Below are 26,414 nucleotides of genomic sequence, written 5' to 3'. Positions count from 1 at the left end.
AGACACGAGATACTGACACGAGCGATTTCGGCGAGAATCGACCGTCGCGGCCGTTCAGCCGAATCGACCACAGCGATACGAGTGGTATTCACACACAAGATTTTTGCAAAACAGGTTCGGGATGGTATTTATACTACTTCAACCGGATCCATTCGGACGAATGGCAGAGACCCTCTACGAGCGACTCGGTGGCGAAGACGCGATCACGGCCGTCGTCGACGAGTTCTACGGCCGCGTCATGGCGGACGATCAGGTCGCAGGCTACTTCGACGACGTCGATATGCAGAAACAGCGCGCACACCAGGCCCAGTTCATCAGTTCGGTCACCGGCGGCCCGGTCGAGTACTCCGGCGGAGAGATGGAAACTGTTCACGCGGACATGGGCATCACGCCGGCGGACTTCCGGGCGATCGCGACCCACCTCGACGACGCGCTCGCGGAATTCGACGTCGGTGAGGACGACCGCGAGGCGGTCCTCGAGGAGATCGCGAGCTATCAAGACGCGATCGTCACGGCGGCCGACTGACCCCGCCGCGGCGGATCGGTCGATGCGGCGAGACGGCTCTCTTTTCCGCCCGCGGATAACGGCGAACGGGAATACCGACGGCTACGACCGTCCCTCCCCTAACCGCTTTCGCGAATTTGTTCGCCCCTTTTTCCAGATCGTAGGAATTCACGGGCCGTTTGACGGGGCTTTCCGTTCGAGTCGCGGATGTCATGCAACTATCCAGGAAACAACTCGCCACGTTTCTCGCGACGATCTTCGTCGTGAACCTCATCGTCATGGGCGGTGGGGCGTGGCTCTCGTATGCGAACGAACCGGCGATCCCCGACACGATCGTCGGGCCGGAGGGCGAAACGGTCGCGACGAGCGACGACGTCCAGTCCGGGAAGACGGTGTTCCAGGAGAACGGCTTGATGAATCAGGGCTCGATTCTGGGCCACGGCAGTTACTACGACACCGACTACACCGCCAACGCGCTCGAGCTGAAGACCGAACACATGCGCGAGTACTACGCGCAGGAGCGCCACGGTGAGGAGTACGCGGCTCTCGATGCCTCGGCACAGGCCGGGATCGACCGGCAGGTCCGCACCGAGCTCCAGTCGAGCGAGTACGAGCCCGAGCAGGTCGAGTACTCCGCCGCCGAGGTCTACGCCCATCAGCAGGTCCGCGAGGAGTACGTCGAACGCTACCACGAGGGCGATCGCGAGCGCGGGATCCCCGAGGGACAGATCCCGAGCGCCGAAGAGGCGGAGGAGTTCGCCGACTTCGCGCTGTGGACCGCCTGGATCTCCCACACCGACCGCCCCGGATCCGAGGCGTCGTTCACCAACGACTGGCCGTACTCGCCCGCCGCGGGGAACAGCGCCGGCGGTCCGGTGATGACCTGGAGCGTCATCGCGATGGTGTTGCTGGTCGGCGGTGCCGGGGCGGCGATCTGGCTCTACCAGAGCATCGAACTCCCCGAACCGAACGCCGAGGGCGTCTCGATACCCCATCCCAGCGAAATCGATCTGACGCCGAGCCAGCTGTTGAGCACCCGGTTCATACTGATCGGCGCGCTTCTGTTCGCCGCCCAGACGTTCCTCGGCGGACTGCTCGCCCACTACTACGTCGAGCGCGACGGCTTCTTCGGGATGCGGGAACTGATCGGGGTCGACATCCTCCAGTGGCTGCCCTGGTCGATCGCCCGGACCTGGCACGTCGATCTGGGCGTGCTCTGGATCGCCACGATGTGGCTCGGCGCGGGCCTGTTCCTCGCGCCGCTGCTGACCGGCCGCGAACCGCCCAAGCAAGCCCGCTACGTCAAAGTCCTCGTCGGCGCGTTGCTCGTCGTCGCCGTCGGCGGGCTGGCCGGCATCTGGCTCGGCATCCACAACTACTTCGGCGACCAGCTCTGGTGGCTGCTGGGCAACGAGGGCCTCGAGTACCTCGAGATCGGCCGGGTCTGGCAGTTCGGCCTGCTCGCGGGCTTCCTCGGCTGGACCGCCCTCGTGGCCCGCGGGTTCAAGCCGCTGCTGGATCGCGAGCCCCGCTACGGGCTCGCCCACATGATCGTCTACGCCGGCGGTTCGATCGGGTTGCTGTTCATCGCCGGCTTCCTCTACACGCCCCAGACCAACATCGTCACCACCGAATTCTGGCGCTGGTGGGTCGTCCACATGTGGGTCGAGGGCGTCTTCGAGTTCTTCATCGTCGTCGTCATCGCGCTCACGCTGGTCTCGATGAACCTCCTGCGGAAGAAGTCCGCCGAGAAGGCCGTCATCTTCCAGGCCGCGCTCGTGATGGGCAGCGGCATCATCGGCGTCTCCCACCACTACTGGTGGGTCGGCCTCCCCGAGGCCTGGCTGCCCATCGGCAGCGTCTTCTCGACGCTCGAGTTCATCCCGCTCCTGTTCATCCTCTACGAGGCGCTGGGCCAGTACCGCGCGATGGACACCGCGGGGACGGACTTCCCCTACCGGATGGCCTTCTACTTCATCGTCGCCTCGAGCGTCTGGAACTTCTTCGGAGCCGGCGTCATCGGCTTCTTCATCAACCTCCCGCTGATCAGCTACTACCAGACCGGGACCTACCTCACCGTGGCCCACGCCCACGGCGCGATGTTCGGCGCGTTCGGCCTGCTCGCGATGGGGATGGCCGTCTACATCCTCCGGCTGACCACCCGCGCCGAGGCCTGGTCCAGCCGGCGGCTGCGCTGGTCGTTCTGGTGTTGCAACGTCGGACTGGCGCTGATGATCTTCCTGTCCCTGCTCCCCATCGGATTCCTCCAGCTCGAGACGGCGTTCACCCAGAGCTACGCCGCGGCGCGCAGCCTCGAGTTCTACAGCGGCGGGCTGATCCAGACGCTGTTCTGGCTGCGCATGCCCGGCGACACGCTGTTGATCGCCGGGGCGGTCCTCTTCGCCTGGGACGTCGGCGCGAAGCTGCTCTTCCAGCGGAAGGCGACCGCCGGCGAGACGAGTAGCCACGTCATCGCCGACCGGATCTTCGGCGAGCGCGACGCCGTCGAGCCGGTCAGCGACGACGACTGATTGCCGCCCCGTCCCGTTTCGTCGCCGTCGGGTATCGCCCTCCGACGGCCGGAACTGCTAACAGTGTCGACTGTCGTTAGCAGGGTATGCGATGGTCGCCGGACGGCAGTGTGCTCTCCAGAGACCGAATCCCGGCGTATCTGATCGGGTCCGGACTACTGCTGGCGGTCGTCGTCCTCGGTGAAACCGTCCTGCTTTACGCGTTCGATCCGAACTCCGTCGACGATGCCGAGTTCCTCGTCGGCGTCCTCACGACGATGCCGTTCCTGATCGGCATCACGTACGCCGGCTACTGGCTCCGTTCGTCCGCGCTCTCCTCGACACGCTACCCGCGCATCGCGGGGTGGTGTCTCGGGGGCTTGCTCACCTTTCTGCTCGTCAACGTCCTCCTCATGTCCGTCGTCCCGCCCGACTCGTGGCTCGTCGCCTTCTCGTGGGGTCGGTGGGCCGTGACCGTCGGCGCCGGGACCGGCTTGCTCATCGGCTGTCTCGAAGGGCGCGCCATCGAGCGCGCCCTGTCCGCCGAACGCGCGGCCCTCCGAACGGAACACGTCGAGGCCCAGCGGGACTACCTCGATTACCTCAACGGCATTCTCCGACACGAGGTGTTGAACACCGCGACGGTCATCAACGGCTACGCGTCGCAGGTGCTCGAGGAGGAGTCGTCGCTGGACGACCGCAGCCGCCGGTGGCTCGAGATCGTCATCGATCACTCCGAGGACATGTCGACGGTGATCGACGACGTGCGTATCCTGCTCCAGACCACCGACGGGAACGTCCGGCTCGAGCCGGTCGACGCCGCTCGAGTGGTGCGGGCCGAAGTTCGAAAACTGGAGAACGGACGGGAGGGAATCGACGTGGAAGCGTCGATTCCGTCGGCCGTCTTCGTCCGCGCCGACGACTTGCTCCCCCGTATCTTCGCCAATCTCCTCTCGAACGCGGTCGAGCACAACGACGCTGCGACCCCGCGCGTCACGGTCACGGTCGAGCCCGGTCCCGATACCGTCCGGTTCGAAATCGCGGACAACGGTCCCGGGATCCCCGACTCGGAGCTCGACTCGCTCTTCGATCGGGTCGAAAGCCACGGCAGCACGCACGGACTGGGACTCTACCTGGTCGACCAACTGGTCACCCGCTACGACGGGGCCGTCGAACTCGTCGACACCGGCCCCGAGGGGAGTCGCTTTGCGGTCGAACTCCCGGCCGTCTCGCCCGAACGGGACGGCTCACCCGAAGAGCGCGGACTGGCAGCGCTGTCGTCCGAGTGATCGACCTCGAGTCCTCCCGGCAGGGTTCGACTAGAGCGCTCGCTTGTACGCCTCGAGCGTCTCTTCGACGTCCTCCTCGGTGTGGCCGTAACTGACGAACTGACACTCGAACTGGTTCTGCGAGAGGAAGACGTCCTGGTCTTTCATTTCTCCCCAGAAGATGCGCCGCCAGCGTTCGGTTTCGGCGTTTTTGACGTCCCCGGCGTTTTTCGGACAGTAGTCGTAGCGCGGACAGGTCGGGTCCTGTCGACAGCCGGCCTCGCACTGTTCCTCCAGGGAGTCCGGCCCCGGTCCCTCCCGGGTGAAGATCACCTTGAACATGCTGTCGGTGCCGGTGACGGTGTAGCTCGGGGCCTGATCGGCGACGATGTCGGTCAGCCCGCTTCGGAGCCGATCGCCGAGTCCGTTGACGTGGCCGTAGACGTCGTTCTCGGCGGCGAATTTCAGGGTCTCGAGGCCGGCGGCCATGGTGACGGGGTGGCCGGAGAAGGTACCGGCCTGGAAGACGTCGCCGGAGGGCGTGAGGTGTTCGACGAGTTCGGCGCGGCCGCCGATCGCGCCGACGGGGAAGCCGCCGCCGATGATCTTCCCGAAGGTCGTCAGGTCGGGCGTGATCCCGAACTCGCTCTGGGCACAGCCGAGGCCGCCGACGCGGAAGCCGGTGATCACTTCGTCGAAGATCAGCAGCGAGCCGTGGTCCTCGGTGATCTCGCGGAGGAACTCGTGGTACCCCTCTTCGGGGTAGACGATACCGTAGTTGCCCAGAATGGGCTCGGTGAGGACGGCCGCGATGTCGTCGCCGTGTTCCTCGAAGGCCTCTCGCATCGCGTCCTCGTCGTTGAACGGTACCGGGACGGTGTGTTCGGCAAAGGACTGGGGGATGCCGGCCGAGGAGGGCGTCGGATTCTCGGCGTCGCCCTCGACCAGCGTCGACTCCTGTGCGCCGTGGTAGCCGCCCTGCATGACGACGATCTTGTTCCGGCCGGTATACCCCCGTGCGAGTCGCACGGCCGAGACCGTCGCCTCGGTTCCGGAGTTGACGAAGCGGATCTTCTCGACGCTCGGCACGTGGCGGACGACGAACTCCGCGAGGTCGACCTCGACCTCCGTCGGGGTGCCGTACATCGGGCCTTCACTGGCCTTCTGCTGGACGGCCGCCCGAACCGGCTCGGGAAGGTCGTGACCCAGCAACAGCGGGCCCAATCCCATCACCCAGTCGATGTAGCGATTGCCGTCCGCGTCGATAACGTGGCCGCCGTCTCCCTTTTGCACGAAAAACGGATACGGCTCGATCGCCGCGCGAACCGCGGAGTTGACGCCGCCGGGCATCACCGACAGCGCCCGGTCGTACAGCTCGCGTGAGTTGTCCTCGGTCATGCGCGGGCCTTCGGATTCGGGCGGCAAAGTAGTACCGAGGTCCGTCTCCGAACCGCCGACTCGCCGCCGAACGTGTCCCCCCTCACTCCCGCGTTTCGTCGGCGGACACGCGATACCCGCGGCTCGAGGTACGTTGATGGCACGCGAAAAGAGCGACACGGACTGCGTCGAACCCAGTACAGCGTCGACCGATCGAAACCACAGCGGACTGCACTGGCGTCGGCCGCGAGCCGAAACAGCTCCAGCCGACACGATGCCCGGTTCGGGCGGGCATCGAGTCGTCGGATGCCGATTGTCAGAGGCCACAGTGAACCGTGGGTCGCGTGAGTCTCCTCACGTCGCGGTCCGTCGGCGGGCGGACCGCGATCGACCGACCGCGTGGCCCGACCTTAGACGGCGTCGGGGCCGGTCTTGCCGGTGCGGATCTGGGTCGCGCCCTCGACGGGCATGACGAAGATCTTGCCGTCGCCGGGTTCGCCGGTTTCGGCACCCTCGCGGATGGCGTCGACGACTTCCTGCGCCGGGATGTCCGCGACGACGCACTCGATCTTGACCTTCTGGTGGAGATCGACCGTGTACTCCTCGCCGCGCCACTGCCCTTTCTTCGCGGGCTGGGAGCCGCGACCGGAGACGTTGGTGACGGTCAGCGATGGTGCACCGGCTTCGGCCAGCGACTGCTTGATCGCACCGAGGCGGTCGGGACGGACGATCGCGGTGACCATCTTGATCTGGCCGTCGTTTGGCTTGCCACCGTCAGCGCGAATGACTTCTGTGGAGCCACCGTCGGTGGCGATGTCGGGCTGTCCGAACTCGGGGTAGGTATCGACGCCGTGTTCGGAGACGTCGAGCCCGTCGCGTTCGTGTTCCTCGGAGACGCGTGCCTGGCCGGCAGCCTTCAGTGCACCGAAGACCGCGGCGGTCGCGACGATCGTCCAGACGGAGATCGCGACGACGCCAGCCAGCTGTGCGACGAACGCGTTGACGACGTTATCGACGACGCCCGGGGCGGCCACGAACGGGAACAGCAGCGTTCCGAGGACGCCTGCGGACCCGTGAACCGGGAAGACCGCACAGACGTCGTCGATCTTCAGGCGTTCTTCGACGAAGCTGAAGACGATCGGCAGCTGCGCGCCGGCGAGGAAGCCGACGACGATAGCGCCCCACCACGCGGCGACGTTGGGGATCGCCGTGATGCCGACGAGCCCGGCCAGCAGGCCGTTCGCAACGTAGAGCGTGTCTACTTTGCCGGTTTTCAGGAGGGCGACGGCACCGGAGCCGATGGCCCCCATCGCCATCGCCAGCGTCGTCGTCAGCGCGACGCGACCGAGGACGGCACCGTTGAACACCATCTCTCCGGCGCTGTTCTCGACGAAGATCGAGGCCGTCCCGACGTTGAACCCGTACCAGCCGAACGCGAGCACGAGCGTTCCCAGCACCGCGAACGTCATCGAGTGACCGGGAATGACGTTGACGCTGCCGTCGCTGTTGTAGCGGTCCATGCGGGGTCCGAGCACCCAGGCCGCGGTGAGGCCGGCGATGCCGCCCATCCCGTGGACGATCATCCCGCCGGCGAAGTCCTGGAAGCCGGTTCCGAGGAACTGGCTAACGTACGCACCGGACCACGTGATCCCGGTGACGACGGGGTAGATGACCGCCGCCAGCAAGAGCGTGTAGGTCACGTACGCGCGGAGCTTCGCGCGTCCGGCGACGGCACCGGAGACGATCGTCGCCGCCGTCATCGCGAAGACGGCCCCGTACAGCCAGCCGTCGGCCCAGGACGCCGGATCGTTTCCGGCGATCCAGGTGAAGCCGCCGCCGCCGACGAGACTGCTCACGCCAGCACCGACGAGGAAGAACGCCATCACGCCGACCGACCAGGTCAGCAGGTTCTTCGTCAGCTGGTTCGCGACGTTCTTCGATCGCACCTGACCCGCTTCCAGCATCGCGAAGCCCGCGTGCATGAAGAAGATCAGGAACGACACGACCAGAATCCACGTGTAGTTGAGCGCCCCCGCCAGCATTTCGGTATCGGCCTGCAGGATCGTCGGCTCCATCAGGCACGCACCTCTCTCTCACGGTCACTGCTACTCGAATCTGCCATACGATCGTCCTCTTTCAATGCAATCTCGTTCATGATCGTCCTCCTAATCACGTTAGAGGTTCTTGTACCTGTATCATTTAAGCATTAGCCTTTACAGATGGTCATAATACTCCCTGTAATAGGTGAATCCGTCCAAAGCTAGAGCAGATTTAACGTGTATAAGGCCATTCGAAATCACGTCTTTTTCGAACACCGGTTATATTTTACTCGTTTGTCAACCCACTCCGAGCCGCGAAAGCGTCTCCGACCGAGATAATCGCCGCGAAATAGGGGCCAGTACGGGCGTATCGGCTCGAATACGCTCGCGCGCGGCAGATATTGCCCGCCCGTCGCGCCGGAGCGGTCGGAGATTGACATTCGTCTAATCGCACGTCCTCAGCGAGAGAATGTGGTCGTTTTAGCCGCCTTTCCGATCCCGCGCCGAGACGATTTCGGCCAACGCCGCCGATCCTACAGCCGCTCCGCGATATCCTCGGCGAAATACGTCAGAATCAGGTCCGCACCCGCCCGCTTGATCGACAGCAGCGATTCGGTGGCGGCCGCCTCGAGATCGAGCCAGCCCTTCTCGGCGGCGGCGTGAAGCATCGCGTACTCGCCGGAGACGTTGTAGGCGGCGACGGGGTGGTCGAACTCCCGGCGGACGCTGGCGACGATGTCGAGATACGGCAGGGCTGGTTTGACCATCATCACGTCCGCGCCCTGTTCGGCGTCCAGCCGGACCTCCCGCATGGCTTCCCGCGAGTTCGCGGGATCCATCTGGTAGTGCCGGCGGTTACCGAAGGACGGCGCACCGTCGGCGGCGTCGCGGAACGGGCCGTAGAACGCGCTCTCGTACTTGGCCGCGTAGCTCATGATCGGAACGTGTTCGAAGCCGGCCTCGTCCAGCGCCGAGCGGATGGTCCCGACCATGCCGTCCATCATCCCGCTCGGTGCGACCATGTCCGCGCCCGCACGGGCGTGCGAGACGGCGATCCGCTCGAGCGCGTCCAGCGTCGCGTCGTTGTCGACGGTCATCGTCGGCTCGCAGGCGGGACCGCCCTCGACGACCGCCTCGCTCCCGAGCTCCTCTTCGAGCGGGCCGCAGTGACCGTGATCGGTGTACTCACAGAGGCAGACGTCCGTGATGACGTACGCGTCTGTTTCGCTCGTGACCCGACGGAGCGCTTCCTGAACGACGCCGTCCTCGGCCCAGGCGCGGGTGCCTTCGGCGTCTTTCGATTCCGGAATCCCGAAGAGCATGACCGCCTCGACGCCCGTCTCGAGGACCTCCTCGACGCGGGCGACGATCCCGTCGATCGGGACCCGATCGTGACCGGGCATCGACTCGATGGGCGTGCGCTCGTCGGTCGTGGCGTCGACGAACACCGGTGCGATGAGATCGGCCGGCTCGAGACTCGTCTCGCTGACGAGGTCCCGAACCCGGTCCTGTCGAAGGCGACGGGGACGGTGAGTGAGATCCATATCGGTGCATTTGCCGGGAGTCGCAAAAGCACCTCGCTCCCGAATCGATCAGTGGCGGTCGTCACCCTTCGGCTTCGCTCGTCGGAATCGCCGCTCGACGCTCGAGCGGATCGCGACGGTCGTTGTTACGGCCGGAGTACACGACCGCTGACTTCCGCCGAACTCACGACTCGCTTATACGATCCGGCGGCGAAGAGCGCTCGATGGCAGCCCAATCACGTCGGAAGGGCGCGGCACGGTGTACGGACTGCGGTAGAGCGTTGGCAGTCTGGCTCTCGGGGGACGAGATCCGACCGATCGGGAGCGCTGACGGCTGTCCGTGCGGCGGCACTTCCTTTCGTGCGTTCACGTAAGGCCGTATAGTCGGCTGGCCGGAGAAAGCCGCGTTCTTTCCCGACTTCGCGTCTAGGGACGACCGTGTCAAACGCCGAGGAAGCGGTCAGTGCCCTCGAGGGACTCGGACTAACCGAGTACGAAGCCCGCTGTTTCGTGGCACTCGTCCGGATCTCGACGGGGACCGCCAAGGAGATCAGTCAGGTCGCGGATATCCCTCGTTCGCGGGTGTACGACACGATCGAACGGCTCGACCGAAAGGGGCTCGTCAGCGTCCAGCAGACCGAGCCTCGCCAGTACAAGGCCGTCTCGGTCGAGACGGCGTGTCGGCGAATCCGCGAAGACTACGACTCGCGGATCAACGCCGCCGAGCGCTCCCTCGGCCAACTCGAGGAACCCGACTCGAAGGACGACGAGGGAATGTGGGCGATCACCCAGAAGGAACACGTCACCGAACGCGTCGTCCGCTTCCTCGAGGAGGCCGAGGAGACGATTCACTACCTCGTCCCGGCGACGGAGGTGGTCGATCGACCGATCCTCGACGGGCTTCAGTCCGCCGCCGATCGCGGCGTCAGCGTCTACATCGAAGTACCGACCCGGGACGATCGCGAGGAGTTCGCGGCGGTAGTTCCCGACGCGGACGTCGTCGTCGCACCCGACCTCGAGACGACCAGTACCGTCCACGACGAGTGGCCGGCACAGTTGCTCATGGTCGACCAGGAAGCGATCGTCGCGGCCGGGGTCAAGGAGAGCGACCTCCCCGACGTGGTCAACGAGATGGCGGTCTGGACCTACGGCCGCGATCACGGGTTCGCCGTCTGGACTCGCGAACTGCTGGACGACCGGCTCGCGGAACGCGACGAGGACCGAACGACGGACGACTGAGCCGTTCGTCTTCCCCGCTCGGGGACGAGCTGACGTGACGGCTCCACTCGGTTCCCTCGTGACCGTTCGATCGTCGCGATTCGCGGTCGGTGCAGGGACTTCCGTGACCGCAGCGAGTACGCAGTTTTAAGTACGCGTCTCGTGTTTAATCTGCTAGCAATGGCCATAGACCCGCAGTTCCACGAGAACCGCGAAGAGGTCGACGAACACGAGGGACACTCGGTCTGGGGTCCCGTCGACGAACCCGAAGAGCTCGGGATCCACGGCACGCACGTCGCGGTCGACTTCGACATCTGTATCGCCGACGGGGCCTGCGTCGAGGACTGCCCGGTCGACGTCTTCGAGTGGATCGACACGCCGGGTCACCCCGAAAGCGAAGAGAAGGCCGATCCGGCGAACGAAGCGCAGTGTATCGATTGCATGCTCTGCGTCGACGTCTGCCCGGTCGACGCCATCGACGTCGACGCCGGGCGCACGGCGTAGAATTACTCGGCGCGATCCACGTCGACTCTCTCTTTCAGGCTCTCGAGCCCGTCGGCTTCGGCGAGCTCCTGGAGGCGCTCGCGGAAGTGTTCCTCGCAGAGGCCGACCTTGAGCCCGTCTGACTCGGCGGCGAAGGCAGCCTCGCGGTCACAGTAGTGGCAGTTCATACCCGGCCGTTGGGACCACGATGCATTGAACCCTCCGCTAGCGGCCAGGGTTCAGATCACTCGGCTGTCAACTCGAGGCGCTCGTACGCCCCTCTGGAGAGGCCGGCGACGCCGAGGCGCTCGCCGTGGGCGTCGCTGCCGCCGGTCGCGAGCAGCCCGTGTCGCTCGATCGCCCGCTCGACGGGCGCGCGGTCGACCTCGCGGCCGTAGGGGTACTCGAGTTCGACGGCGTCGAGTTCGGCCGCCAGCGCGAGCGCGCTCTCGGGATCGCGATACCGTAGCGGGTGGGCCAGCGAGACGAGCCGACACGACTCCGAGAGTGCCGCCCGCCCCTCCCCGAACGAGGGGACCTCTCGAGGCACGTAGCACGGACAATCGGAGCCGATGACGTGATCGAACGCGCCCTGATAGTCGTACTCGGTCTCGGAGTTGGCCTCGATCGCCCGCGCGATGTGTGGCCGCCCGAACCCGCCGTCGACGGTCACGTCCAGATCGATGCCGAGCCGCGACTCCACGCAGTCGACGATCGCCCGCCCGCGCTCTTTCCGGTTCGCCTGAATGTCCGACAGTATCGCCTCGAGATCCGCGCTCGGTTCGAGGCCGTAGCCGAGCAGGTCGAGCCGCTGGCCGCCCGGCGTCTCGACGCGAAGCTCGATCCCGTGAACGAGCGTCACGCCGTCGCGCTCGACGACCGGCCCGTCGAACGGCTGTACCCGATCGTGGTCGGTCACCGCGACGACCTCGACGCCGCCGCTGCGGGCGGCCTCGGGGACCGCCTCGAGCGCGAGGCTGCCGTCCGAACGCGTCGTGTGGACGTGTAAGTCCGCGTAAGGCATACGATATCCGAACGCCCCCGCTCGTAAAGGCGTTTCTCCGGCCCTGCTGCCGATTTCCGATATCTCTAGGGGTATATTAGGTGTATTAGGTATCCAGTGCTACTAGGAAACATAGATGGACAATGTTTATAATTATCGTTCACGCAGGTTAGGGCGTAATGCTGCTCAATGGCACCGGCGAGGTCATCGACGACCACGAGTACCCCGCGACGACCGAAGAAATGATCGAGGAGTACGGCGACCGTACCCTCGAACTCCCGAACGGTAGCGAGACGGTCGGCGATGTACTCGCGCGCCTCGAGTCCGAGACCTTCGAAACCCCGGAGGACGCCCGCTTCGCTGTCTACTCCGCCGTCAGCGACAAGGCGATCGGACGCGTCGGCTACAGCGACCGCGACCCGACTCCGGTCGGCAGCCCGTACTCGCCCGACGCCGTTTCCTTCTAGGGAACGAAGTTTTTTACTCTCGGGTCGGCCGGAGGCCGACCGCTCGAGCAAAAAAATTCGATTAAAAAAGGCCGAGCGCGCCGACGGCGCGCTCGGTACGATTGCTTGGACACTGGTAGAGAGTCACCGCTAGCATCCGCGAGCGAACGCAGTGAGCGAGCGGGCCGACGACCGACCCGTAGGGGAGGGAGGAGTGCTTTTATACTAAATTTTGCCGAGGGGCGCCGAAGGCGGCCCGCAGAGCAAAATTTAGTTCTCGATCACCGGAATGCCGACCGTCTCGAAGTCGGTCATCGCCTCGAGTTTGTCGCTGACGTCCTCGAGGCCGATCGTTTCGGAGACGACTTTTTCCGGATGGAGTTTGCCGGTCGAGACCATGCGGAAGATCTCGTCGTAGCGGGTCGGTGGCATGCCCAGCGAGCCGATGAACTCGATCTCCTGCATGACCATCAGGTCCGTCGGCAAGTGGACCATGCCCTGTTCGTCCTGGGTCGTCAGCCCGACCTGAATGTGCTGGCCGCGGGTGCCGAGGCTCATGACGGAGTTCTGGCTGGTCGTTTCGATCCCCAGCGCGTCCATCGCGACGCCGGCTCCGCCGTTCGTGATCGATTTGACCTCGCCGGGCACGTCGTCGACGGCTTCGGCGTTGACCGTCTCGACCGCCCCGAGCTCGCGGGCCTTCTCGAGCTTCTCGTCTTTCAGGTCGACGGCGACGACGTTGCCGCCCAGCGCGTCGGCGATGTGGACCGCCGAGAGGCCCACGCCGCCGCAGCCGTGGACGGCGACCCAGTCGCCCGCGCCGACGTCGGCGCGGTGGGCAAGCGCGTGGAACGACGTCATGAACCGACAGCCGAGCCCGGCCATGTCGACGGACGAGACGCCGTCGGGGAGCTTCACGAGGTTGTGGCCGGCCGACGGGACGTGGACCTGCTCGGCGAACGCGCCCTGCGCTTGCTCGACGAACCCCAGCGGCATCACGTTCTCGCAGGTGTTCGAGTGGCCTCGCTGGCACTGCGGACAAGTTCCGTCGCCGAGGTTGAACGGGATCGCGACGTGATCGCCCTCCGCGACGCCCTCGACGTCGTCGCCGACGGCCACGACGTGACCGGCGGGCTCGTGGCCCAGGATCTGCCCCGGCTGCGTCTCGAGGCCGAGCCACCCCCAGTCGCCCTGCCAGCCGTGCCAGTCGCTCCGGCAGACGCCGCAGGCTTCGACGTCGACGACCGCGCCGTCGGGTGCCGGCTCCGGGGCATCGACGTCTTCGATCGACAGCGGTTCGCCGTGTTCCTCGAGGACTGCTGCTCGCATGGGTTTGCCTGACTATACCACACTACAAATAGGTCACAGTCTGTTGCAGTCTGTGACAGTGGACGACCTGAACGGCCTCGTCGGAGCGGACGCCCCGCTCAGTGCAGAACGTCGATCGCGTCGCTCAACTCGAGCGGGACCGACCCCTTCTGATAGCCTTCGACGTGGCCGTTCGGTCGGACGCGGTAGACGACGGCGGGGCGGTGTCGGACGTCGGGTCGTTCGCCGCGGACGGCGGACCACGAATCGTCGCGGAAACTCGAGCAGTCGACGAAGAGGACGGCACCGCCGCCGTGTTCGGCCAGCTGGCCGTTGGTCTTGGTCTCGGCGGTGTCGCGGACGGCGGCGACGGGGCCGGACGCGGCGCGGTTCCCCGGCGGCTGCGGGCGGGTGACTTCGACGAGGACGTTGGTATCGTCGCTTTCGGCCCGGAAGTCCAGCGAGTGGCCGGTCGTGACCTCGATCTCCGGGACGACGTCGTAGCCCGCGTCCGTGAGGATCTTCGCGGCGATGAACTCTGCCATCGCGGCGCTCATCCGAACGCGATCGACGTGGTCGCTGGTGCCGAGTTTGCCCGACATGACGTGTCGGTACTCGTCGAGGACGCCCGTTTCGAGGAACTCCTCGAAGAAACCGGTCGTCTCTCGACGCCCGGCGTCGGGAAACCCGGCGGCGTGCTCCCGGAAGAACGCGCGGGTCGAGTGACGGCCGTCCTTGGACATGAACACCGGCAAGAAGAACCACGAGATGTGGGGATAGTCCGCGAGCCAGGGGTCTTCCTCGTGAAGCGTCGCGGTCAGTTCGCGCTGGGCCCACCGGGAGACGTGGTGGGGAACCTCTCGCCACCCGAATTTGTCGGTTTTCCACAGTGCGGAGGGCGTTTCGGTGTTGCCCATCCAGTAGGCCTCCGAGTCGTCGCGTGCGAAGAGGGCGACGTCGCCGTTTTGCATCTCGAAGCGGTGTGTCTGCCAGTCGCCGCTGATCTTGAACCACGGCGAGACTGCCTCTGCGCCGATATTGGACTGCAGCGGCTGGAGAATATCCTGTCGGACTCGCCCGTCGCTCCAGGACTGGGGCGAGTAACGAAAGCGAAGCGGCCGTGCCACGATCCACTCTATGAGACGGGAGTGCATATATCGTTCGCTGTCGGACGGAAGGCGGATTCGTCCGCTCGATCCGTGCATTCGGTCGCTCACACCGATACCCGGGTGCCCGTCTCGGTGGCCAGTGGTGTGATGGACCGTTACATTAATAGTCGCAAGCGCCCTACCTTGTTCATACCTACCATGTCAATGGGTGCCTATGATGAGGACGAGCACGAGCGTCGCGAAAAGCAAGCCTCGACGGTCGACACGGACTTCGACGACGAGCGAACGATTTACCACGGCGAAGTCGAGTACGATTCGGGGGAGTCTGCGGAGGAGCTGCTAGACCAGTTCGAGCAGATCAAGTCGAACTAGCGGTGGTCGACGGGGATCGACTTCTTCCATCGCCGTTCTTGCAACACGATCGAGAGCGTCGCAACGACGAGCACTGCGACGGCGTGGCCGCCGAGCGCGACGAATAACACCGGATGCCCAGTGACTAACGGAGACAACGGGAGCTGTACTGCCGCGATGCCGATATCGATGGCGGCGATGCGCTGGTACGTCCTCGTCAGTCCGGGGTCCTCGGTCCCCCGTCACTCGAGGGCGTCCCAGCCCGGCGTTTCGGGTGCGCCCCGGTCCGTCTCGACGGCGTCGGCGACGGTCGGGGAGGGAACCGCTCCATCGGGCTCCCGGTAGCGCTGATACCAGTCGCGGATCGCCGGCCCGACCCACGACTCGCGGTCGGCCGAGTCGCCGTCGTCCGTCCCGAGCACCTTCGTTTTCGCCAGCTCGTAGTGGTGATCGGAGACCGCCGGCGTTCCGGGACTCGAGGCGGCTGCGACCGCGATCAGTTCGGCGCGGTCCCGCCGCGTGAGCGCGCCGGCTGCGGCCCGGTCGACCACGCCCGCGAGGTCGTCCGGCCGCGGATGGCAGAAGAGCTTCGCGCCGATCGCCTGCGAGCCGAGCAGCAGACCGCCGGGGTCGTCGTGATCCGCATCGAGCAGGCGGTCGCCGCCGAACGCCGACTCGACGCGTTCGCATTCGGTCTCCTGCTCGAGCGCGAGGTTGTGTTCCGGATACGCGCGACACTCGTCGGGATAGAGATCGCCGCCGTGGATTCGACACTGCAGCGTGGTCGGGTCGAGGAAGACGCAGGTCGGCAGCCACGTCGGCTCCTCGCGACCGAACGGCGCGACCGGTTTCGGCGGCTTCCGGGGGCCGACGAAGAAGACCGGCCGTCCTGCGACCGCAGCGACGGTTCGACCGTCGATGTCGACGCCCTCGCTCTCCGTGCGGGCGTGCCAGAACCGCGGTCGCAGGGCCGCACCCATCCCCGCCTCGAGGAACGTCCGCACCTCGTCGCGGGTCAACGGGACGAAGTTGGTGTCGTCGTCGAGGGGCTCTCGGGACGGCTCGTGCTCGTCCCCGCGCTCGCCGAACGGCTCGCGGGCCCGCTGTCGGTCGGCGTTGCGACCGTCCTCGTCGTCGCGACCCGCTCCGCCGTCGGCGTCTCGAGCGGCGATCGACTCCGCGTCGTCTTCGAGCAGTGACTGCCAGTCCATGCAACACCCCGCACAGTCCTCGCAGTCCAATTTCATGTACGGCGGTACGTCACTGAACAGTATAACCGCTGTGCGGGCTCTCGCCATCGGACAGCCGCGCCGAGCGGGCGACGGCGCGGGCGAACGACTTTGACCGTCGGGACCCCACCCTCCCGTATGTCCAAGGACTCCTGTGACGGCTGCGGTCGAACGGTCACGGTCTCCGGCGGGATCGCCAACCTCTGGTCGTTCGGGACCGACGCCGGCACGGTCGGGACGGCGATGACGCTCGAGCTCGAGGACGGGACGTCGCACCTGCTGTGTTACCCGTGTATCGAGGCGGTTCCGGACTATCCGACGGCCGAGGACATCGAGCGCCTCGAGCAGGTCGACGGCGAGACCTCGCAATTGGGGCCGCTGTAGCGGGATTTCCGCTGTCCCGGCGGCTCCGTCTCAGTCGCCGGTTCGAAAAATGGGAGATGTGGGGAGTGGAGGCGATACCGGCGGTACCGGCACACTGCACCGTCGTCAGCACGGACGGGTTCCTTCTCGCAACGACCGCGACAGCAACCGCAACCGCGAGCGGAAGGGGTGGGATTCGAACGCCACGAGGCGAAATGCCGCCGCGGAACCAGGTGGCACCGCGGTGCTCTACCGCTGAGCGACCCTTCCGCACTCCGTTCGACGGCGGATTTCGTCTTTGTAATCGACCGACTACTGACCCGCCGAGCGCGCTCGCCGTCACGTAGGGAGTCGATACCGACGGGTAGACGGTGGTTTCCGTGCTGAGTCTCGGTTCGCTCGAGTCGATCGCGTTTCGGTCGGCGCGACGGTCCGCAGGGTTTAGGACGCGGCCGCCCCGTGAGTCGAACGGTGAATCCCGAGCGGATCTTCGAGGAGTTCCCCGCGCCGAGCTACCGGGGGACCCAACAGCAGGCCCTCCGCGACATTCGCGACGCCTTCGCGGCCGACAACGACGTCGTGCTCGTTCGCGCGCCGACGGGGAGCGGCAAGTCCCTGCTGGCCCGCGCCGTCGCCGGCTGCGCCAGACGGGCCGACGAGGGCGATCCGAGCGACGCCACGGGCGCGTATTATACGACGCCGCAGGTCTCCCAGCTGGACGACGTCGCGGCCGACGACCTGCTGGCCGATCTCAACGTCATCCGCGGGAAGTCGAACTACACCTGCATCCTGCCGGAGGAGCGCGAGACGCCGGTCAACCAGGCCCCCTGTGTGCGAGAGCGCGGCTACGACTGTTCGGTCAAACACCGCTGTCCGTACTTTTCCGACCGTGCGATCGCCTCGAACCGCGAAATCGCGGCGATGACGCTGGCCTACTTCATGCAGACCGCCGGGAGCGAGGTCTTCCGCAAACGCGACGTCGTGGTCGTCGACGAGGCCCACGGCCTCGCGGAGTGGGCCGAGATGTACGCGACCATTCAACTGGGACCGCGAACCGTCCCCTTCTGGGACGACCTTCGGATTCCCGAGGTGGACGACGTCGAACGAGCCGTCCGCTACGCCGACAGCCTCGCACAGACCTGCACGCGTCGTAAGGACGATCTGCTCGCACAGGACGCGCTCTCGCCCGCCGACGTGCGCGAACGCGACCGCCTCCAGGAGCTCATCGGCGAACTCGAGTGGTTCGTCTCGGACTACCGCGACCCCCAGAGCCCGACGACGTGGCTGGTCGATCAGTCCGAGCGCGCTCGAGACGCCGCCGACGGGAGCGACGACGGCGACGAACCGCAGGGCGGTCCGTTGACGATCAAGCCGATGAACCCCGAGAAGTACCTCCAGCACACCGTCTGGGACCGGGGCAACAAGTTCGCCCTGCTGTCGGCGACGATCCTCAACAAGGAGGCCTTCTGTCGGCAGGTCGGGCTCGATCCCGACAGCGTCGCCCTGGTGGACGTCGACCACACCTTCCCCGTCGAGAACCGGCCGCTGTACGACGTCACGCAGGGGAAGATGACCTACGAGGAGCGCGACGAGACGACGCCGAAGATCGCCCGCACGATCGTCCGACTCATGCAACACCACCCCGACGAGAAGGGACTGATCCACGCCCACTCCTACGACATTCAGGAGCGACTCGCCGACCTCCTGACCGACTTCGGCGTCGGCGACCGGATCCGAACCCACGACCGCGACGGCCGCGACGCGGCGCTCGACGCGTGGAAAGCCAGCGACGACCCCGACGTCTTCCTCTCGGTGAAGATGGAGGAGGCGCTGGACCTCAAGGGCGATCTCTGTCGCTGGCAGGTCATCTGCAAAGCGCCGTTTCTCAACACCGGCGACTCGCGGGTCGCCCACCGCCTCGAGGAGGGTCAGTGGGCCTGGTACTACCGAACGACGCTCCGGACCGTCATTCAGGCCTGCGGTCGCGTCGTCCGCGCCCCCGACGACTACGGCGCGACGTATCTGGCGGACTCGAGTCTGGTGGACTGCTTCGATCGCGCTCGGACGGACATGCCCGAGTGGTTCGAGGCGCAGGTCGACCGCATGTCTCGGCCGGATCTGCCGACGTTCGAGCCGCGGGCCGCGCTCGGTGACGCCGCGTCCGGCTCGACCGGACGGACGAAAGCCGGGTCCGAAACGGGGTCGTCGCGCCGGAACCGAGCGAGCGGGACGGACTCCGGCGGCGGGAGCGACGGCCGGTCGTCGTCGCGGTCGAGTCGATCCGGTCGGTCCTCCCGCTCGAGTCCGCTCGCGGACGTCTGGGACACGGACGAGTAACAGGGGCGGCGGGTGCGATCGCTCGATACGGTCTCGCTTCCGACCGGCGAATCGCCGGGTGACCGTCGCGTCAGAAGATCGCCGTCGCGCCCCAGGCGACCATCGAGGTCACCATGAGCAATGCGAAGAGAAGGGCGATGAGCTGATTCGTTTCCATACTCCGTGTGAAATCGCTCCGCGAGTATCAATCCCACGACAACGGATCCGTCCGACCGGTCTCGAAACGGACCCGCTCACTCGAACCGGGTGTCGACGACGACGTGTGCGACGCCCGCGCTGTGGCTCTTTACCCGCTGTTTCTCGAGTATCTCGAGGTCGCGTCCCGCCGCGTCGGCGGCCGCCTCGAGGCGCTCGAGCGGCCGCTCCCACAGTCGCGATTCGGGGGTCGCCTCGTGGTAGTGAACGACGCCGCCGGGAACGAGCGCGGTGAGAGCGTCCTCGAGGAAGTCGTGTGCCTCGTCGGTTCGGGTTCCGTCGTCCGTCTCGCCGTCCGAGTCCGTGTCGGTACCGTCACCACTCCCGTAGTAGCCCATGACCACTCGATCGACCTCGAGGTCGCCCGCGAGGTCGCGGCAGTCGGTCATGTAGGCGTCGACCCGGTCGTCGACGTCGTTGAGGACGGCGTTCTCGAGCAGGTACCGAAATGCGGTCGGATTGATTTCGGTCGCCGTCACCCGCGCGCCGGCCCGGGCCATCGGCAGGGTGAAGTAGCCGATGCCGGCGAACATGTCGAAGACGCGCTCGCCGTCGACGTCCAGTTCACCCATCCGGGCGCGTTCGGCCTGATTCCCGGGCGAGAACATCACGTTCGCGGGATCGAGGCCGTACCGGGTCCCGTGCTCCGTGTGGATCGTCTCCGTGTCGGCGTCCCCGGCGATCAGCCGGGTCCGGGGCTCGCGGTAGGTGCCGGCCGCGCCGTCGTTCGCGATCCCCTCGTCGGCCAGCACGCTGTCGGCCTCGCCGTGGAGTTCGAGCAGGGCCTCGCCCAATTCCGCTTCGTCGGGACAGCCGTCGGGGACCGTCACGAGGATCACCGATCCGATCACCGCCCACGAACCGGGGGCCGACTCGAGGTCCGCCTCGCTCCAGCCCCGCTCGGTCAGCAGTCCCTCGAGGTCCGGGCTCCGCGGCTCGGGATCGAGCTGTTTGACGATCTCGAGGACCGCCGTCTCGGTCGGCGGCTCCGTGATCGGGAGCGCGACCCGTTCCGGCCCGTCTTCCCGGACGCGTCTCGAATCGTCGTAAACCCCTTCGGCGCGCAGCGACTCGATCGCCGTCTCCGCGCGCGATTTGTCGACGATGACGGCGAGGGGCGCGTCCGCCGTCGCCGGCTCGAGGACGTCGTCGACCGCGGCCTCGAGGTCGCGGGATTCATCGTCTGCTGACCGATCGCCGGTATCCGCGTCTTCCTCAGTCATCGCTCTCGTCGGGGAGGACGTGCAATCCGGCGCGACTCTTCAGCACGGGCACGGTCTCGGCCTCGGGGTCGAAGTAGTCCGGCCGGGAGACGGTCTTCGCCCGAAAGGTCTCCGGGTCGAGTATCTGCACGGCGTTGTCGTCCTCGACGGTGACGACCGTCGCCTCGACCGCGTCCTCGAGGTCGCCGAGTCTCCGTGCGTCCGGCGAATTGCCTTCCTCGTAGCTCGCCTCGTAGCGCTCGCCGGTCGTCACGCGGACGCCCTTGAGGTTGCCGCGGGCGCTCCGGACGAGGACGGGACCGCCGTCGTCGTCGGCCAGCTCGATCACGTCGCCGGGCGTGTACGGCGGCAGGCGAACGGCGAACGTGACCCGATAGACCTCGTTGCCGTCCTCGTCCTCCGTGACGAGGGTTTCGGCGTCGTTGACGGTGCCGCCGAACTCCTCGAGCATCTTGTTCGAGATCTTCTTGCCGATCTTGTTGGTCGAGACCTTGATGTTCAGGCCGTCGTCGGTCTCGCCGACCTCGGTGACGAAGGCGTTGCGGTCGCCCGTGGCCTCCATGTCTTCGACGATCTGGTTCGCGATCTCCTTCGCGCGTTCGGTCTCTTCGGTCGTGGGGGTTCGATCCTCGGCGCGGATCTGGACGATGCTGGCGTAGTAGTCGCCGGCTATCCGCCCGCAGCGGGTACAGGTCTGGCGGGCGATCTTGACCGGAACCGTCACCTGCTCTTCGACCGGCGTCCCCCGCACCACGCCCGTGAAGAAACAGTGCATCCGGATCGTGTTCTGATCGACCTGCTCGGGGTCGATCTGCCAGGCGACGTCCTCGACGTCGACGTGGACGGCCAGCGCCTCGCTGACCTCCTCGATTGCGATGTCCGTGTAATCTTCCGCGCCGACGTCGACCCATCGATTCCCCCGATAGACCGCACCGCAGCGCGAACAGACGCGAACGTCGATCCGGTCCGGCGCGTCCACGAAGTCGAAGTCCTCGAAGTAACACGAATCGCAGAGTTCGACCTCCGCACCGGGCCGCAGCGGATCGTTCGCGTCGCTCGCCGACCGCTCGGGTACCGCATCCCCGCACCGGGGACAGAACGCACGCGACTCACTCATTGCCCCCGTTTGGGGTTTCAGGGAGTTAAGCGACCTGTTATACTGTTCGAGTCGAGCGGATGTGCTCGAGTCGACCGTTGAGTCACTCTCCCGGTTCACGATCGGTCCCGTTTCGTGACGGTTGGTTCCTTCTACGCGAAACGGAGGGGTCCTCGAGCGAACTAGTCAGACGAATGTCAGACAATATCACAAATAGCTGCCGTCAGACGTGACCACGTCACGCGGTCTCCATCCGAAACGAAGGGGTTAGAAAATCGATGGATATAGTATTTGATTGATCGGAGACGGCGCTAAAAGTAATATCGGGGTGACAGTTTCGATGTCAGTTGCGGTATCTCTATTCGTTCTGCTCATCGCTCTCTGGAGGATCATCGACAAGTTCGTAGACTCTCGTGTCGTAGCGGTCGCGGATGTGCTCGTGCTCGGCTAGCCGAGTAAACCGGCTCGAGGACGATCAGCCTCCACCGTCGTTTTCTACTAGCGCAACGGTCTCCGAACGTAGCGTCAATGTACTTATTTTTCCGGAGCCCCTCGGTTACGGTATGAACTGGCAGGCGGACTGGGGATTGCGGTTTCGGATGTTCGTGACGATGTTCCTGCTGTTCGCGCTGTACATCGTCTTCGCCGGAGTGATCACCGCCTACGTCGGCGGTGGCCTGTTGCTCTTCGGGCTCATGTTCGGCGGGTTCTCGCTCGTTCAGTACTACTTCAGCGACACGCTGACCCTGCGGAGCATGGGCGCGAAGACGGTCTCGGCCGACGAGTATCCGCAACTGCACGCCTCGATCGAACGCCTCTCCCAGCAGGCTGACCTTCCGAAACCGAAGGTGGCGGTCGTCGACTCGAAGGTTCCCAACGCCTTCGCGACCGGGCGCAACCAGAAGAACGCGGCCGTCTGCGTGACGACGGGGCTGATGAACTCGCTCGATCAGGAGGAACTCGACGGCGTCCTCGCGCACGAACTCGCGCACGTGAAGAACCGCGACATGATGGTGATGACGATCGCCTCGTTCCTCTCGACGATCGCGTTCATGATGGTCCGCTGGGGGGCGTTCTTTGGCGGCGGCCACGGCCGCGGTCGCGGCGGCGGGGGCGGCGGCATCGTCGTCGCCATCCTCGTCTCGCTGATCGTCTGGATCATCAGCTACCTGCTCATTCGGGCGCTCTCTCGGTACCGCGAGTACGCGGCCGACCGCGGGGCCGCCGCGATCACCGGCAACCCCTCCGCGCTCGCCTCGGCGCTGCTGAAGATCTCCGGCGAGATGGACAAGGTCCCGAAAGACGACCTGCGCGAGGAGGCGGAGATGAACGCCTTCTTCATCATCCCGATCAAGTCCGGCATCGTCGGCCGGCTCTTCTCGACGCACCCGCCGACGGAGAAGCGCGTCGAACAGCTCCGCGACCTCGAGCGCGAAATGCAGACCTTTTGAGTGGTTTCGGAGCCGAGACGGCGATCTCGATCGAATCGAACCGTTCGCAGACGGTGATCACGCTGGCTCGTCCCGGATCCGGTGGAGCGTCACGTCCACCGACAGGTCCCCGAACTCGGGATCGGCCCCGACGATCAGCGTCGCGTCCCTGTCCGCTGCCAGCGCGGCCGCGTACGAATCACCGAGCGCGATTCCGCCCGCCGCCTTGATACGAGCGACCGTGCTCCAGGGCGGCGTTTCGATCGTCAGCCCGTATCCCTGAAGCACGCGGAGATCGCGCTCGCCGGTCTCGAGTTCGTCTCCACCCGGCGTGGCTCGATTCGGGGCTCCCGTCTCGAGTCGCGCGACTTTGTAGACGAGTTCCGTCGCAGTGGCGTGAGCGAGCGCCCCGGTCGCCTCTCCCTCGTCGATCTCTTTGAGTCGGTCACTCACGTCGACCGCTCCCGGTTCGTCGTACAGGAACGCGATCAATGGTTCCGCGTCGAACACGTACTCCGTCATCGGTGTCGCTCGAGTCGGCTGTCCCGTTCCGCTTCACGTTGCTTGTCCGCGTCTTTCAGCTCTCGCAGGTGCTCGAGCACCGCTCCCCTCTCGTACTCGCCGGCGTGAGTCCCTCGCATCTCCTCGACAGTGGGAAGCGGTTCGACGACGATCTTGCCCTCCTCTTCGCGGATGTACACCTTTCCGGGCGTTTCGATCCCGAACCGTTCGCGTAGCTCCTTCGGAATCGTCGCCTGCCCCTTCTTCGATACGCGGATGATTTCCCCGCGATCGGTATTACTAGACATCCTTGTATTACAATAGCGGTTCGTAGCACAAAAATTCTCGGTGCTACTAATACGGCCAGTAGAACGTGATGGTGGGGTAGCCCAGCGGCTGTCAAAACAACCATTCGGCCCTGGACGGCCGTCGGAACCGTTCGATCACACAACAGGTGGATTCTAAGGGGTCGCCTTCGTTGCTGTCCGTATGGGACTGCTGGACGGACTCCGCGCCATCCTCGGCTCGCGCGCCGAGACCGACGCCGGTCGCGACGCCGACCCCGACGACCTCTTCGGGATGAGCACGGCCTACCTCACGATGGAGGCCGATCTGGGCTACGACTCGCTGGACGTCGGCGCGCTCTGTTTCTCCGGCGTCGACTCGAGCGACTTCCGGAACGCCGTCGACGAGGTCGAGGCGATCCTCGAGGCCGGACAGGAGGAGACGGGGACCGGCTTTTCAGTCACCGCGGACGATCACGGCTACCACTGGGTCATCCTCGAGGACGACGACCCGGAGGACCTGATCACGAGCATGCACTTCGCCGCGGACACCTTCATCGAGCACGGCTACGGCTCGCGGCTGCTGGCGGCCGTCTTTGCGTACGAAAACCGAGATGGACCCGCCTACTGGATCTACTCCTTCCGACGAGGACGGTTCTATCCGTTCGTCCCCCGCGACGATCGGGAGCGCGACTCGAGCGCGGAGTTCACCCTCGAGTCGGCGCTGGACGGCGAACTCGAGATCGAGCGCGAGAAGGAGTACTGGTACCCCCTCTGGCCCAGCGAGCGCGGGACGCATCCCTGGGAGTGAGCGGGTGCTTGGCGAGCGGGCAGGTGGCGGCTCTCGCTTTGCGGTCCGTGTTCGGTTCCTCGTTCGGTTGACTCCCAAAGCATGTAGGAGTCACTGGTAATGCGGTAGCACGTGTAGACAGGAGTACGCGGCAGGAAGCCACATCATCACAACTGCGCCATACACCAGTTGCCCCCCTTTTTCTGCCGCTACCGTTCTCTCGGTGTCGAGCCGCCGGCTCGAGAATAGCTGTCGAGTAGTCATGACGATGGACTCGAACGACTGCTCGTGCTGGCAACACGGAATCGCCACACCCTCCCCAGCCGATTCGCTCAGTCGCTTCGCTCCCTCGCTCATCCCTCGCACAGTGTCGTCGGTCGGCCTCGCTAGCACTCGGCCGACCGACAGCGCGCGCCACCGCGCGCCGGTGTCACCCACTGTTATAGCGGCTCGGTCGGTAGCCCTTCGCAGTGACCGAGTGGAACCAGTACAAGGGAGATTCGCACAATTCGGGGCTCCGGCGCGACCTCGAGGGGCCGGCCCGCGTTAGCGAGGCGTGGACGGCCGAGCTCGGTGGACGGGTCGGGTCGCCGATACTCGATCGGGACAGCGTCTACGTCGGCACGAGCCGCGGCAACTGCTACGCCCTCGAGCGGGAGACGGGTCGGCGTCGGTGGACGTTCGAGACGACGGCGGCGACCGACTCGACGCCGGTGGTCACGCGCGAGCGGCTGTATCTGGGGACTGCTGACGGCACGCTCTACGCGCTCGATCCCGGGACCGGCGACGCGGAGTGGGAGACCGAGCTACCGGGGTCGCTCGAGTCCGCGCTCGCCCTCTCCGACGGCCGGCTCTACGCCGGGCATTCGGCCGGGCTGTCCGCGCTCGAGGCCGAGACGGGAACGACGCTGTGGACGCACGAGACCGAGTCGGCGGCGGTCGGCTCGCCGGCGATCGCGGACGGCCGGGAGGGCGGACAGCGCCGGTCGGCGCTGGACGAGTACCGAGACGACGAGCCGATCGATTCGATGGAGGCGTCGATGATGGTCGAGGTCGAGCGGGGACGGGAACGGGAGTCGGATCCGCGGTGGGAAATCGATCAGGAACGGGTGTTCGCCGGGACCGCGGACGGGGCAGTGCTCGCGCTCGAGGCCGAGTCGGGCGAGGAGATCTGGACCGCACCGGTCGGCGGCGGGGTCGCGAGCGGGCCGACGATCGCCGACGGTCGCGTCTACATCGGCGACGACGGGGGGACGATGCTCGCGCTCGACGCGAACGCCGGTCACTCGTGGTTCACCTACGAGATCGCCGACGCGTTCACCACGTCCGCGACCGTGCTCGCGGACGCCGAAACGACGTTCATCGGAGCCGGAGATGGATACGTCCACGTCACCGATACGACCGTCGGCCGGCGCAAACTGCGCGGCTGGCTGTTCTCGCGCAAGGGGGTCGAACTCGACGGGCCGGTTCGATCCTGTCCCGTCGTCGCCGGCGACGTCCTCTGCGTCGGCGATGCGACCGGCTCCCTCTACGGCGTCGATGTCACCGATCCCGAGCCGCTGTGGCGGTTCAGGGCCGACGACGCCATCAGCGGCACGCCCGCGCTCGCCCCGGAACGGCTGTACGTCGGCAGCGAGGACGGGCGACTCTACTGTCTCGAGTGGGACGCCGAGGTACCGCTGCGCTGAGACGGTCCCACCGATTTGCGTCGTCGCGACTCGCCTTCTCTTCTACACTCACTGCACCGGTTCCGATCCACCCCGGTGCCCGCCGGCACTTTCACTTTCACTTCCCTGTTAACGAGGGTTTATGAGGGGTCCGGCACA

At 65.9% G+C, this 26,414-nt stretch carries 26 protein-coding genes and 1 tRNA gene; 12 read left to right on the top strand and 15 right to left on the bottom strand.

Annotated features, from left to right (window positions below; all coding sequences use genetic code 11):
* The first annotated feature begins 160 nt into the window (after positions 1 to 160).
* The 3 genes from NDI89_RS19240 (at position 161) to NDI89_RS19230 (ending at position 4,304) form a co-directional block, all read left to right on the top strand.
* The gene (locus NDI89_RS19240; protein WP_277523926.1) at positions 161 to 526 is read left to right on the top strand and encodes a group I truncated hemoglobin; all 366 of its coding nucleotides are present in this window, start codon (positions 161 to 163) and stop codon (positions 524 to 526) included.
* Positions 527 to 717: 191 nt separating this feature from the next.
* The gene (locus NDI89_RS19235) at positions 718 to 3,036 is read left to right on the top strand and encodes a nitric-oxide reductase large subunit (protein WP_277523924.1); all 2,319 of its coding nucleotides are present in this window, start codon (positions 718 to 720) and stop codon (positions 3,034 to 3,036) included.
* Between the two features lie 86 nt (positions 3,037 to 3,122).
* Positions 3,123 to 4,304 carry a sensor histidine kinase gene (locus NDI89_RS19230; protein ID WP_277523922.1) on the top strand — a complete coding sequence of 394 codons (1,182 nt, stop codon included), beginning with the start codon at positions 3,123 to 3,125 and terminating at the stop codon, positions 4,302 to 4,304.
* A gap of 30 nt (positions 4,305 to 4,334) precedes the next feature.
* Here the strand turns inward: NDI89_RS19230 and hemL are convergent, their stop codons facing one another.
* The 3 genes from hemL to hemB all read right to left on the bottom strand — a co-directional run bounded on the left by hemL (position 4,335) and on the right by hemB (position 9,243).
* Entirely contained in the window at positions 4,335 to 5,681 is a 1,347-nt protein-coding gene (gene hemL, locus NDI89_RS19225) for a glutamate-1-semialdehyde 2,1-aminomutase (RefSeq protein ID WP_277523920.1), read from the bottom strand.
* A 389-nt stretch (positions 5,682 to 6,070) separates the two neighbouring features.
* A complete protein-coding gene (locus NDI89_RS19220; RefSeq protein WP_277523918.1) occupies positions 6,071 to 7,735 on the bottom strand; it encodes an ammonium transporter in 1,665 nt (554 codons plus the stop codon).
* 497 nt (positions 7,736 to 8,232) lie between these two features.
* Positions 8,233 to 9,243: a porphobilinogen synthase gene (gene hemB, locus NDI89_RS19215; RefSeq protein ID WP_277523916.1), complete on the bottom strand. Its 1,011-nt coding sequence runs from the start codon at positions 9,241 to 9,243 to the stop codon at positions 8,233 to 8,235.
* Positions 9,244 to 9,660: 417 nt separating this feature from the next.
* On the opposite strand from hemB, the gene NDI89_RS19210 reads away from it, so the two are divergent.
* Together NDI89_RS19210 and NDI89_RS19205 are read left to right on the top strand one after the other, a co-directional pair.
* Entirely contained in the window at positions 9,661 to 10,461 is an 801-nt protein-coding gene (locus NDI89_RS19210; RefSeq protein ID WP_277523914.1) for a TrmB family transcriptional regulator, read from the top strand.
* Positions 10,462 to 10,620: 159 nt separating this feature from the next.
* The gene (locus tag NDI89_RS19205; RefSeq protein WP_277523912.1) at positions 10,621 to 10,944 is read left to right on the top strand and encodes a 4Fe-4S dicluster domain-containing protein; all 324 of its coding nucleotides are present in this window, start codon (positions 10,621 to 10,623) and stop codon (positions 10,942 to 10,944) included.
* Between the two features lie 2 nt (positions 10,945 to 10,946).
* Here the strand turns inward: NDI89_RS19205 and NDI89_RS19200 are convergent, their stop codons facing one another.
* Together NDI89_RS19200 and NDI89_RS19195 are read right to left on the bottom strand one after the other, a co-directional pair.
* Positions 10,947 to 11,111 carry a DUF6757 family protein gene (locus NDI89_RS19200; RefSeq protein ID WP_277523909.1) on the bottom strand — a complete coding sequence of 55 codons (165 nt, stop codon included), beginning with the start codon at positions 11,109 to 11,111 and terminating at the stop codon, positions 10,947 to 10,949.
* A gap of 56 nt (positions 11,112 to 11,167) precedes the next feature.
* Positions 11,168 to 11,947: a PHP domain-containing protein gene (locus NDI89_RS19195; protein ID WP_277523907.1), complete on the bottom strand. Its 780-nt coding sequence runs from the start codon at positions 11,945 to 11,947 to the stop codon at positions 11,168 to 11,170.
* A 158-nt stretch (positions 11,948 to 12,105) separates the two neighbouring features.
* Between NDI89_RS19195 and NDI89_RS19190 the strand changes: the two genes are divergently transcribed.
* Positions 12,106 to 12,393, top strand: coding sequence for a DUF5789 family protein (locus NDI89_RS19190; protein WP_226004919.1), 288 nt, complete (start codon positions 12,106 to 12,108; stop codon positions 12,391 to 12,393).
* A 249-nt stretch (positions 12,394 to 12,642) separates the two neighbouring features.
* On the opposite strand, the gene NDI89_RS19185 is transcribed toward NDI89_RS19190, so the two are convergent.
* Positions 12,643 to 13,701 carry a zinc-dependent alcohol dehydrogenase family protein gene (locus NDI89_RS19185; RefSeq protein WP_277523904.1) on the bottom strand — a complete coding sequence of 353 codons (1,059 nt, stop codon included), beginning with the start codon at positions 13,699 to 13,701 and terminating at the stop codon, positions 12,643 to 12,645.
* A gap of 98 nt (positions 13,702 to 13,799) precedes the next feature.
* Entirely contained in the window at positions 13,800 to 14,807 is a 1,008-nt protein-coding gene (locus NDI89_RS19180) for a DUF5784 family protein (protein WP_277523902.1), read from the bottom strand.
* Positions 14,808 to 14,987: 180 nt separating this feature from the next.
* Between NDI89_RS19180 and NDI89_RS19175 the strand changes: the two genes are divergently transcribed.
* Complete coding sequence (locus tag NDI89_RS19175; protein WP_277523900.1) at positions 14,988 to 15,161, top strand: DUF5786 family protein; 174 nt, start codon at positions 14,988 to 14,990, stop codon at positions 15,159 to 15,161.
* On the opposite strand, the gene NDI89_RS19170 is transcribed toward NDI89_RS19175, so the two are convergent.
* Together NDI89_RS19170 and NDI89_RS19165 are read right to left on the bottom strand one after the other, a co-directional pair.
* Entirely contained in the window at positions 15,158 to 15,361 is a 204-nt protein-coding gene (locus NDI89_RS19170) for a DUF7530 family protein (RefSeq protein WP_425607767.1), read from the bottom strand. The genes NDI89_RS19175 and NDI89_RS19170 overlap by 4 nt on opposite strands.
* Positions 15,362 to 15,382: 21 nt before the next feature.
* A complete protein-coding gene (locus tag NDI89_RS19165; protein ID WP_277523895.1) occupies positions 15,383 to 16,387 on the bottom strand; it encodes a YkgJ family cysteine cluster protein in 1,005 nt (334 codons plus the stop codon).
* A 120-nt stretch (positions 16,388 to 16,507) separates the two neighbouring features.
* On the opposite strand from NDI89_RS19165, the gene NDI89_RS19160 reads away from it, so the two are divergent.
* Positions 16,508 to 16,753, top strand: a complete 246-nt coding sequence (locus NDI89_RS19160; protein ID WP_277523893.1) for a DUF7561 family protein — start codon at positions 16,508 to 16,510, stop codon at positions 16,751 to 16,753.
* Between the two features lie 160 nt (positions 16,754 to 16,913).
* Here the strand turns inward: NDI89_RS19160 and NDI89_RS19155 are convergent.
* Positions 16,914 to 17,002 (bottom strand) — tRNA-Gly (locus tag NDI89_RS19155).
* 201 nt (positions 17,003 to 17,203) lie between these two features.
* Here NDI89_RS19155 and NDI89_RS19150 point away from each other — a divergent pair.
* A complete protein-coding gene (locus NDI89_RS19150; RefSeq protein WP_277524057.1) occupies positions 17,204 to 19,069 on the top strand; it encodes a helicase C-terminal domain-containing protein in 1,866 nt (621 codons plus the stop codon).
* 70 nt (positions 19,070 to 19,139) lie between these two features.
* On the opposite strand, the gene NDI89_RS24080 is transcribed toward NDI89_RS19150, so the two are convergent.
* The 3 genes from NDI89_RS24080 to NDI89_RS19140 all read right to left on the bottom strand — a co-directional run bounded on the left by NDI89_RS24080 (position 19,140) and on the right by NDI89_RS19140 (position 21,604).
* Positions 19,140 to 19,226, bottom strand: coding sequence for a surface glycoprotein (locus NDI89_RS24080; protein ID WP_226007924.1), 87 nt, complete (start codon positions 19,224 to 19,226; stop codon positions 19,140 to 19,142).
* A gap of 76 nt (positions 19,227 to 19,302) precedes the next feature.
* Entirely contained in the window at positions 19,303 to 20,487 is a 1,185-nt protein-coding gene (locus NDI89_RS19145; RefSeq protein WP_277523891.1) for a class I SAM-dependent methyltransferase, read from the bottom strand.
* Positions 20,480 to 21,604 carry a 60S ribosomal export protein NMD3 gene (locus tag NDI89_RS19140; RefSeq protein WP_277523889.1) on the bottom strand — a complete coding sequence of 375 codons (1,125 nt, stop codon included), beginning with the start codon at positions 21,602 to 21,604 and terminating at the stop codon, positions 20,480 to 20,482. Before NDI89_RS19140 ends, NDI89_RS19145 begins: the two co-directional genes overlap by 8 nt.
* A 542-nt stretch (positions 21,605 to 22,146) precedes the next feature.
* Between NDI89_RS19140 and htpX the strand changes: the two genes are divergently transcribed.
* Positions 22,147 to 23,034, top strand: coding sequence for a zinc metalloprotease HtpX (htpX, locus tag NDI89_RS19135; RefSeq protein ID WP_277523887.1), 888 nt, complete (start codon positions 22,147 to 22,149; stop codon positions 23,032 to 23,034).
* A 57-nt stretch (positions 23,035 to 23,091) separates the two neighbouring features.
* Here htpX and NDI89_RS19130 read toward each other — a convergent pair whose 3' ends face one another.
* Positions 23,092 to 23,535, bottom strand: coding sequence for a PIN domain-containing protein (locus NDI89_RS19130; RefSeq protein ID WP_277523885.1), 444 nt, complete (start codon positions 23,533 to 23,535; stop codon positions 23,092 to 23,094).
* On the bottom strand, positions 23,532 to 23,822 hold the full coding sequence (locus NDI89_RS19125) for an AbrB/MazE/SpoVT family DNA-binding domain-containing protein (RefSeq protein WP_277523883.1): 291 nt from the start codon (positions 23,820 to 23,822) through the stop codon (positions 23,532 to 23,534). Before NDI89_RS19125 ends, NDI89_RS19130 begins: the two co-directional genes overlap by 4 nt.
* Before the next feature lie 181 nt (positions 23,823 to 24,003).
* Between NDI89_RS19125 and pspAB the strand changes: the two genes are divergently transcribed.
* Complete coding sequence (gene pspAB / locus NDI89_RS19120) at positions 24,004 to 24,609, top strand: PspA-associated protein PspAB (protein ID WP_277523881.1); 606 nt, start codon at positions 24,004 to 24,006, stop codon at positions 24,607 to 24,609.
* A 449-nt stretch (positions 24,610 to 25,058) separates the two neighbouring features.
* Positions 25,059 to 26,276, top strand: a complete 1,218-nt coding sequence (locus NDI89_RS19115; protein ID WP_277523879.1) for an outer membrane protein assembly factor BamB family protein — start codon at positions 25,059 to 25,061, stop codon at positions 26,274 to 26,276.
* Positions 26,277 to 26,414 lie beyond the last annotated feature (138 nt).

Origin of the sequence: Natrinema salsiterrestre (assembly GCF_029502005.1) — an archaeon.
GTDB lineage: Archaea > Halobacteriota > Halobacteria > Halobacteriales > Natrialbaceae > Natrinema > Natrinema salsiterrestre.
The sequence above is the reverse complement of the archived record's forward strand: the minus strand, read 5'-3'. Positions and strand labels throughout refer to the sequence as shown.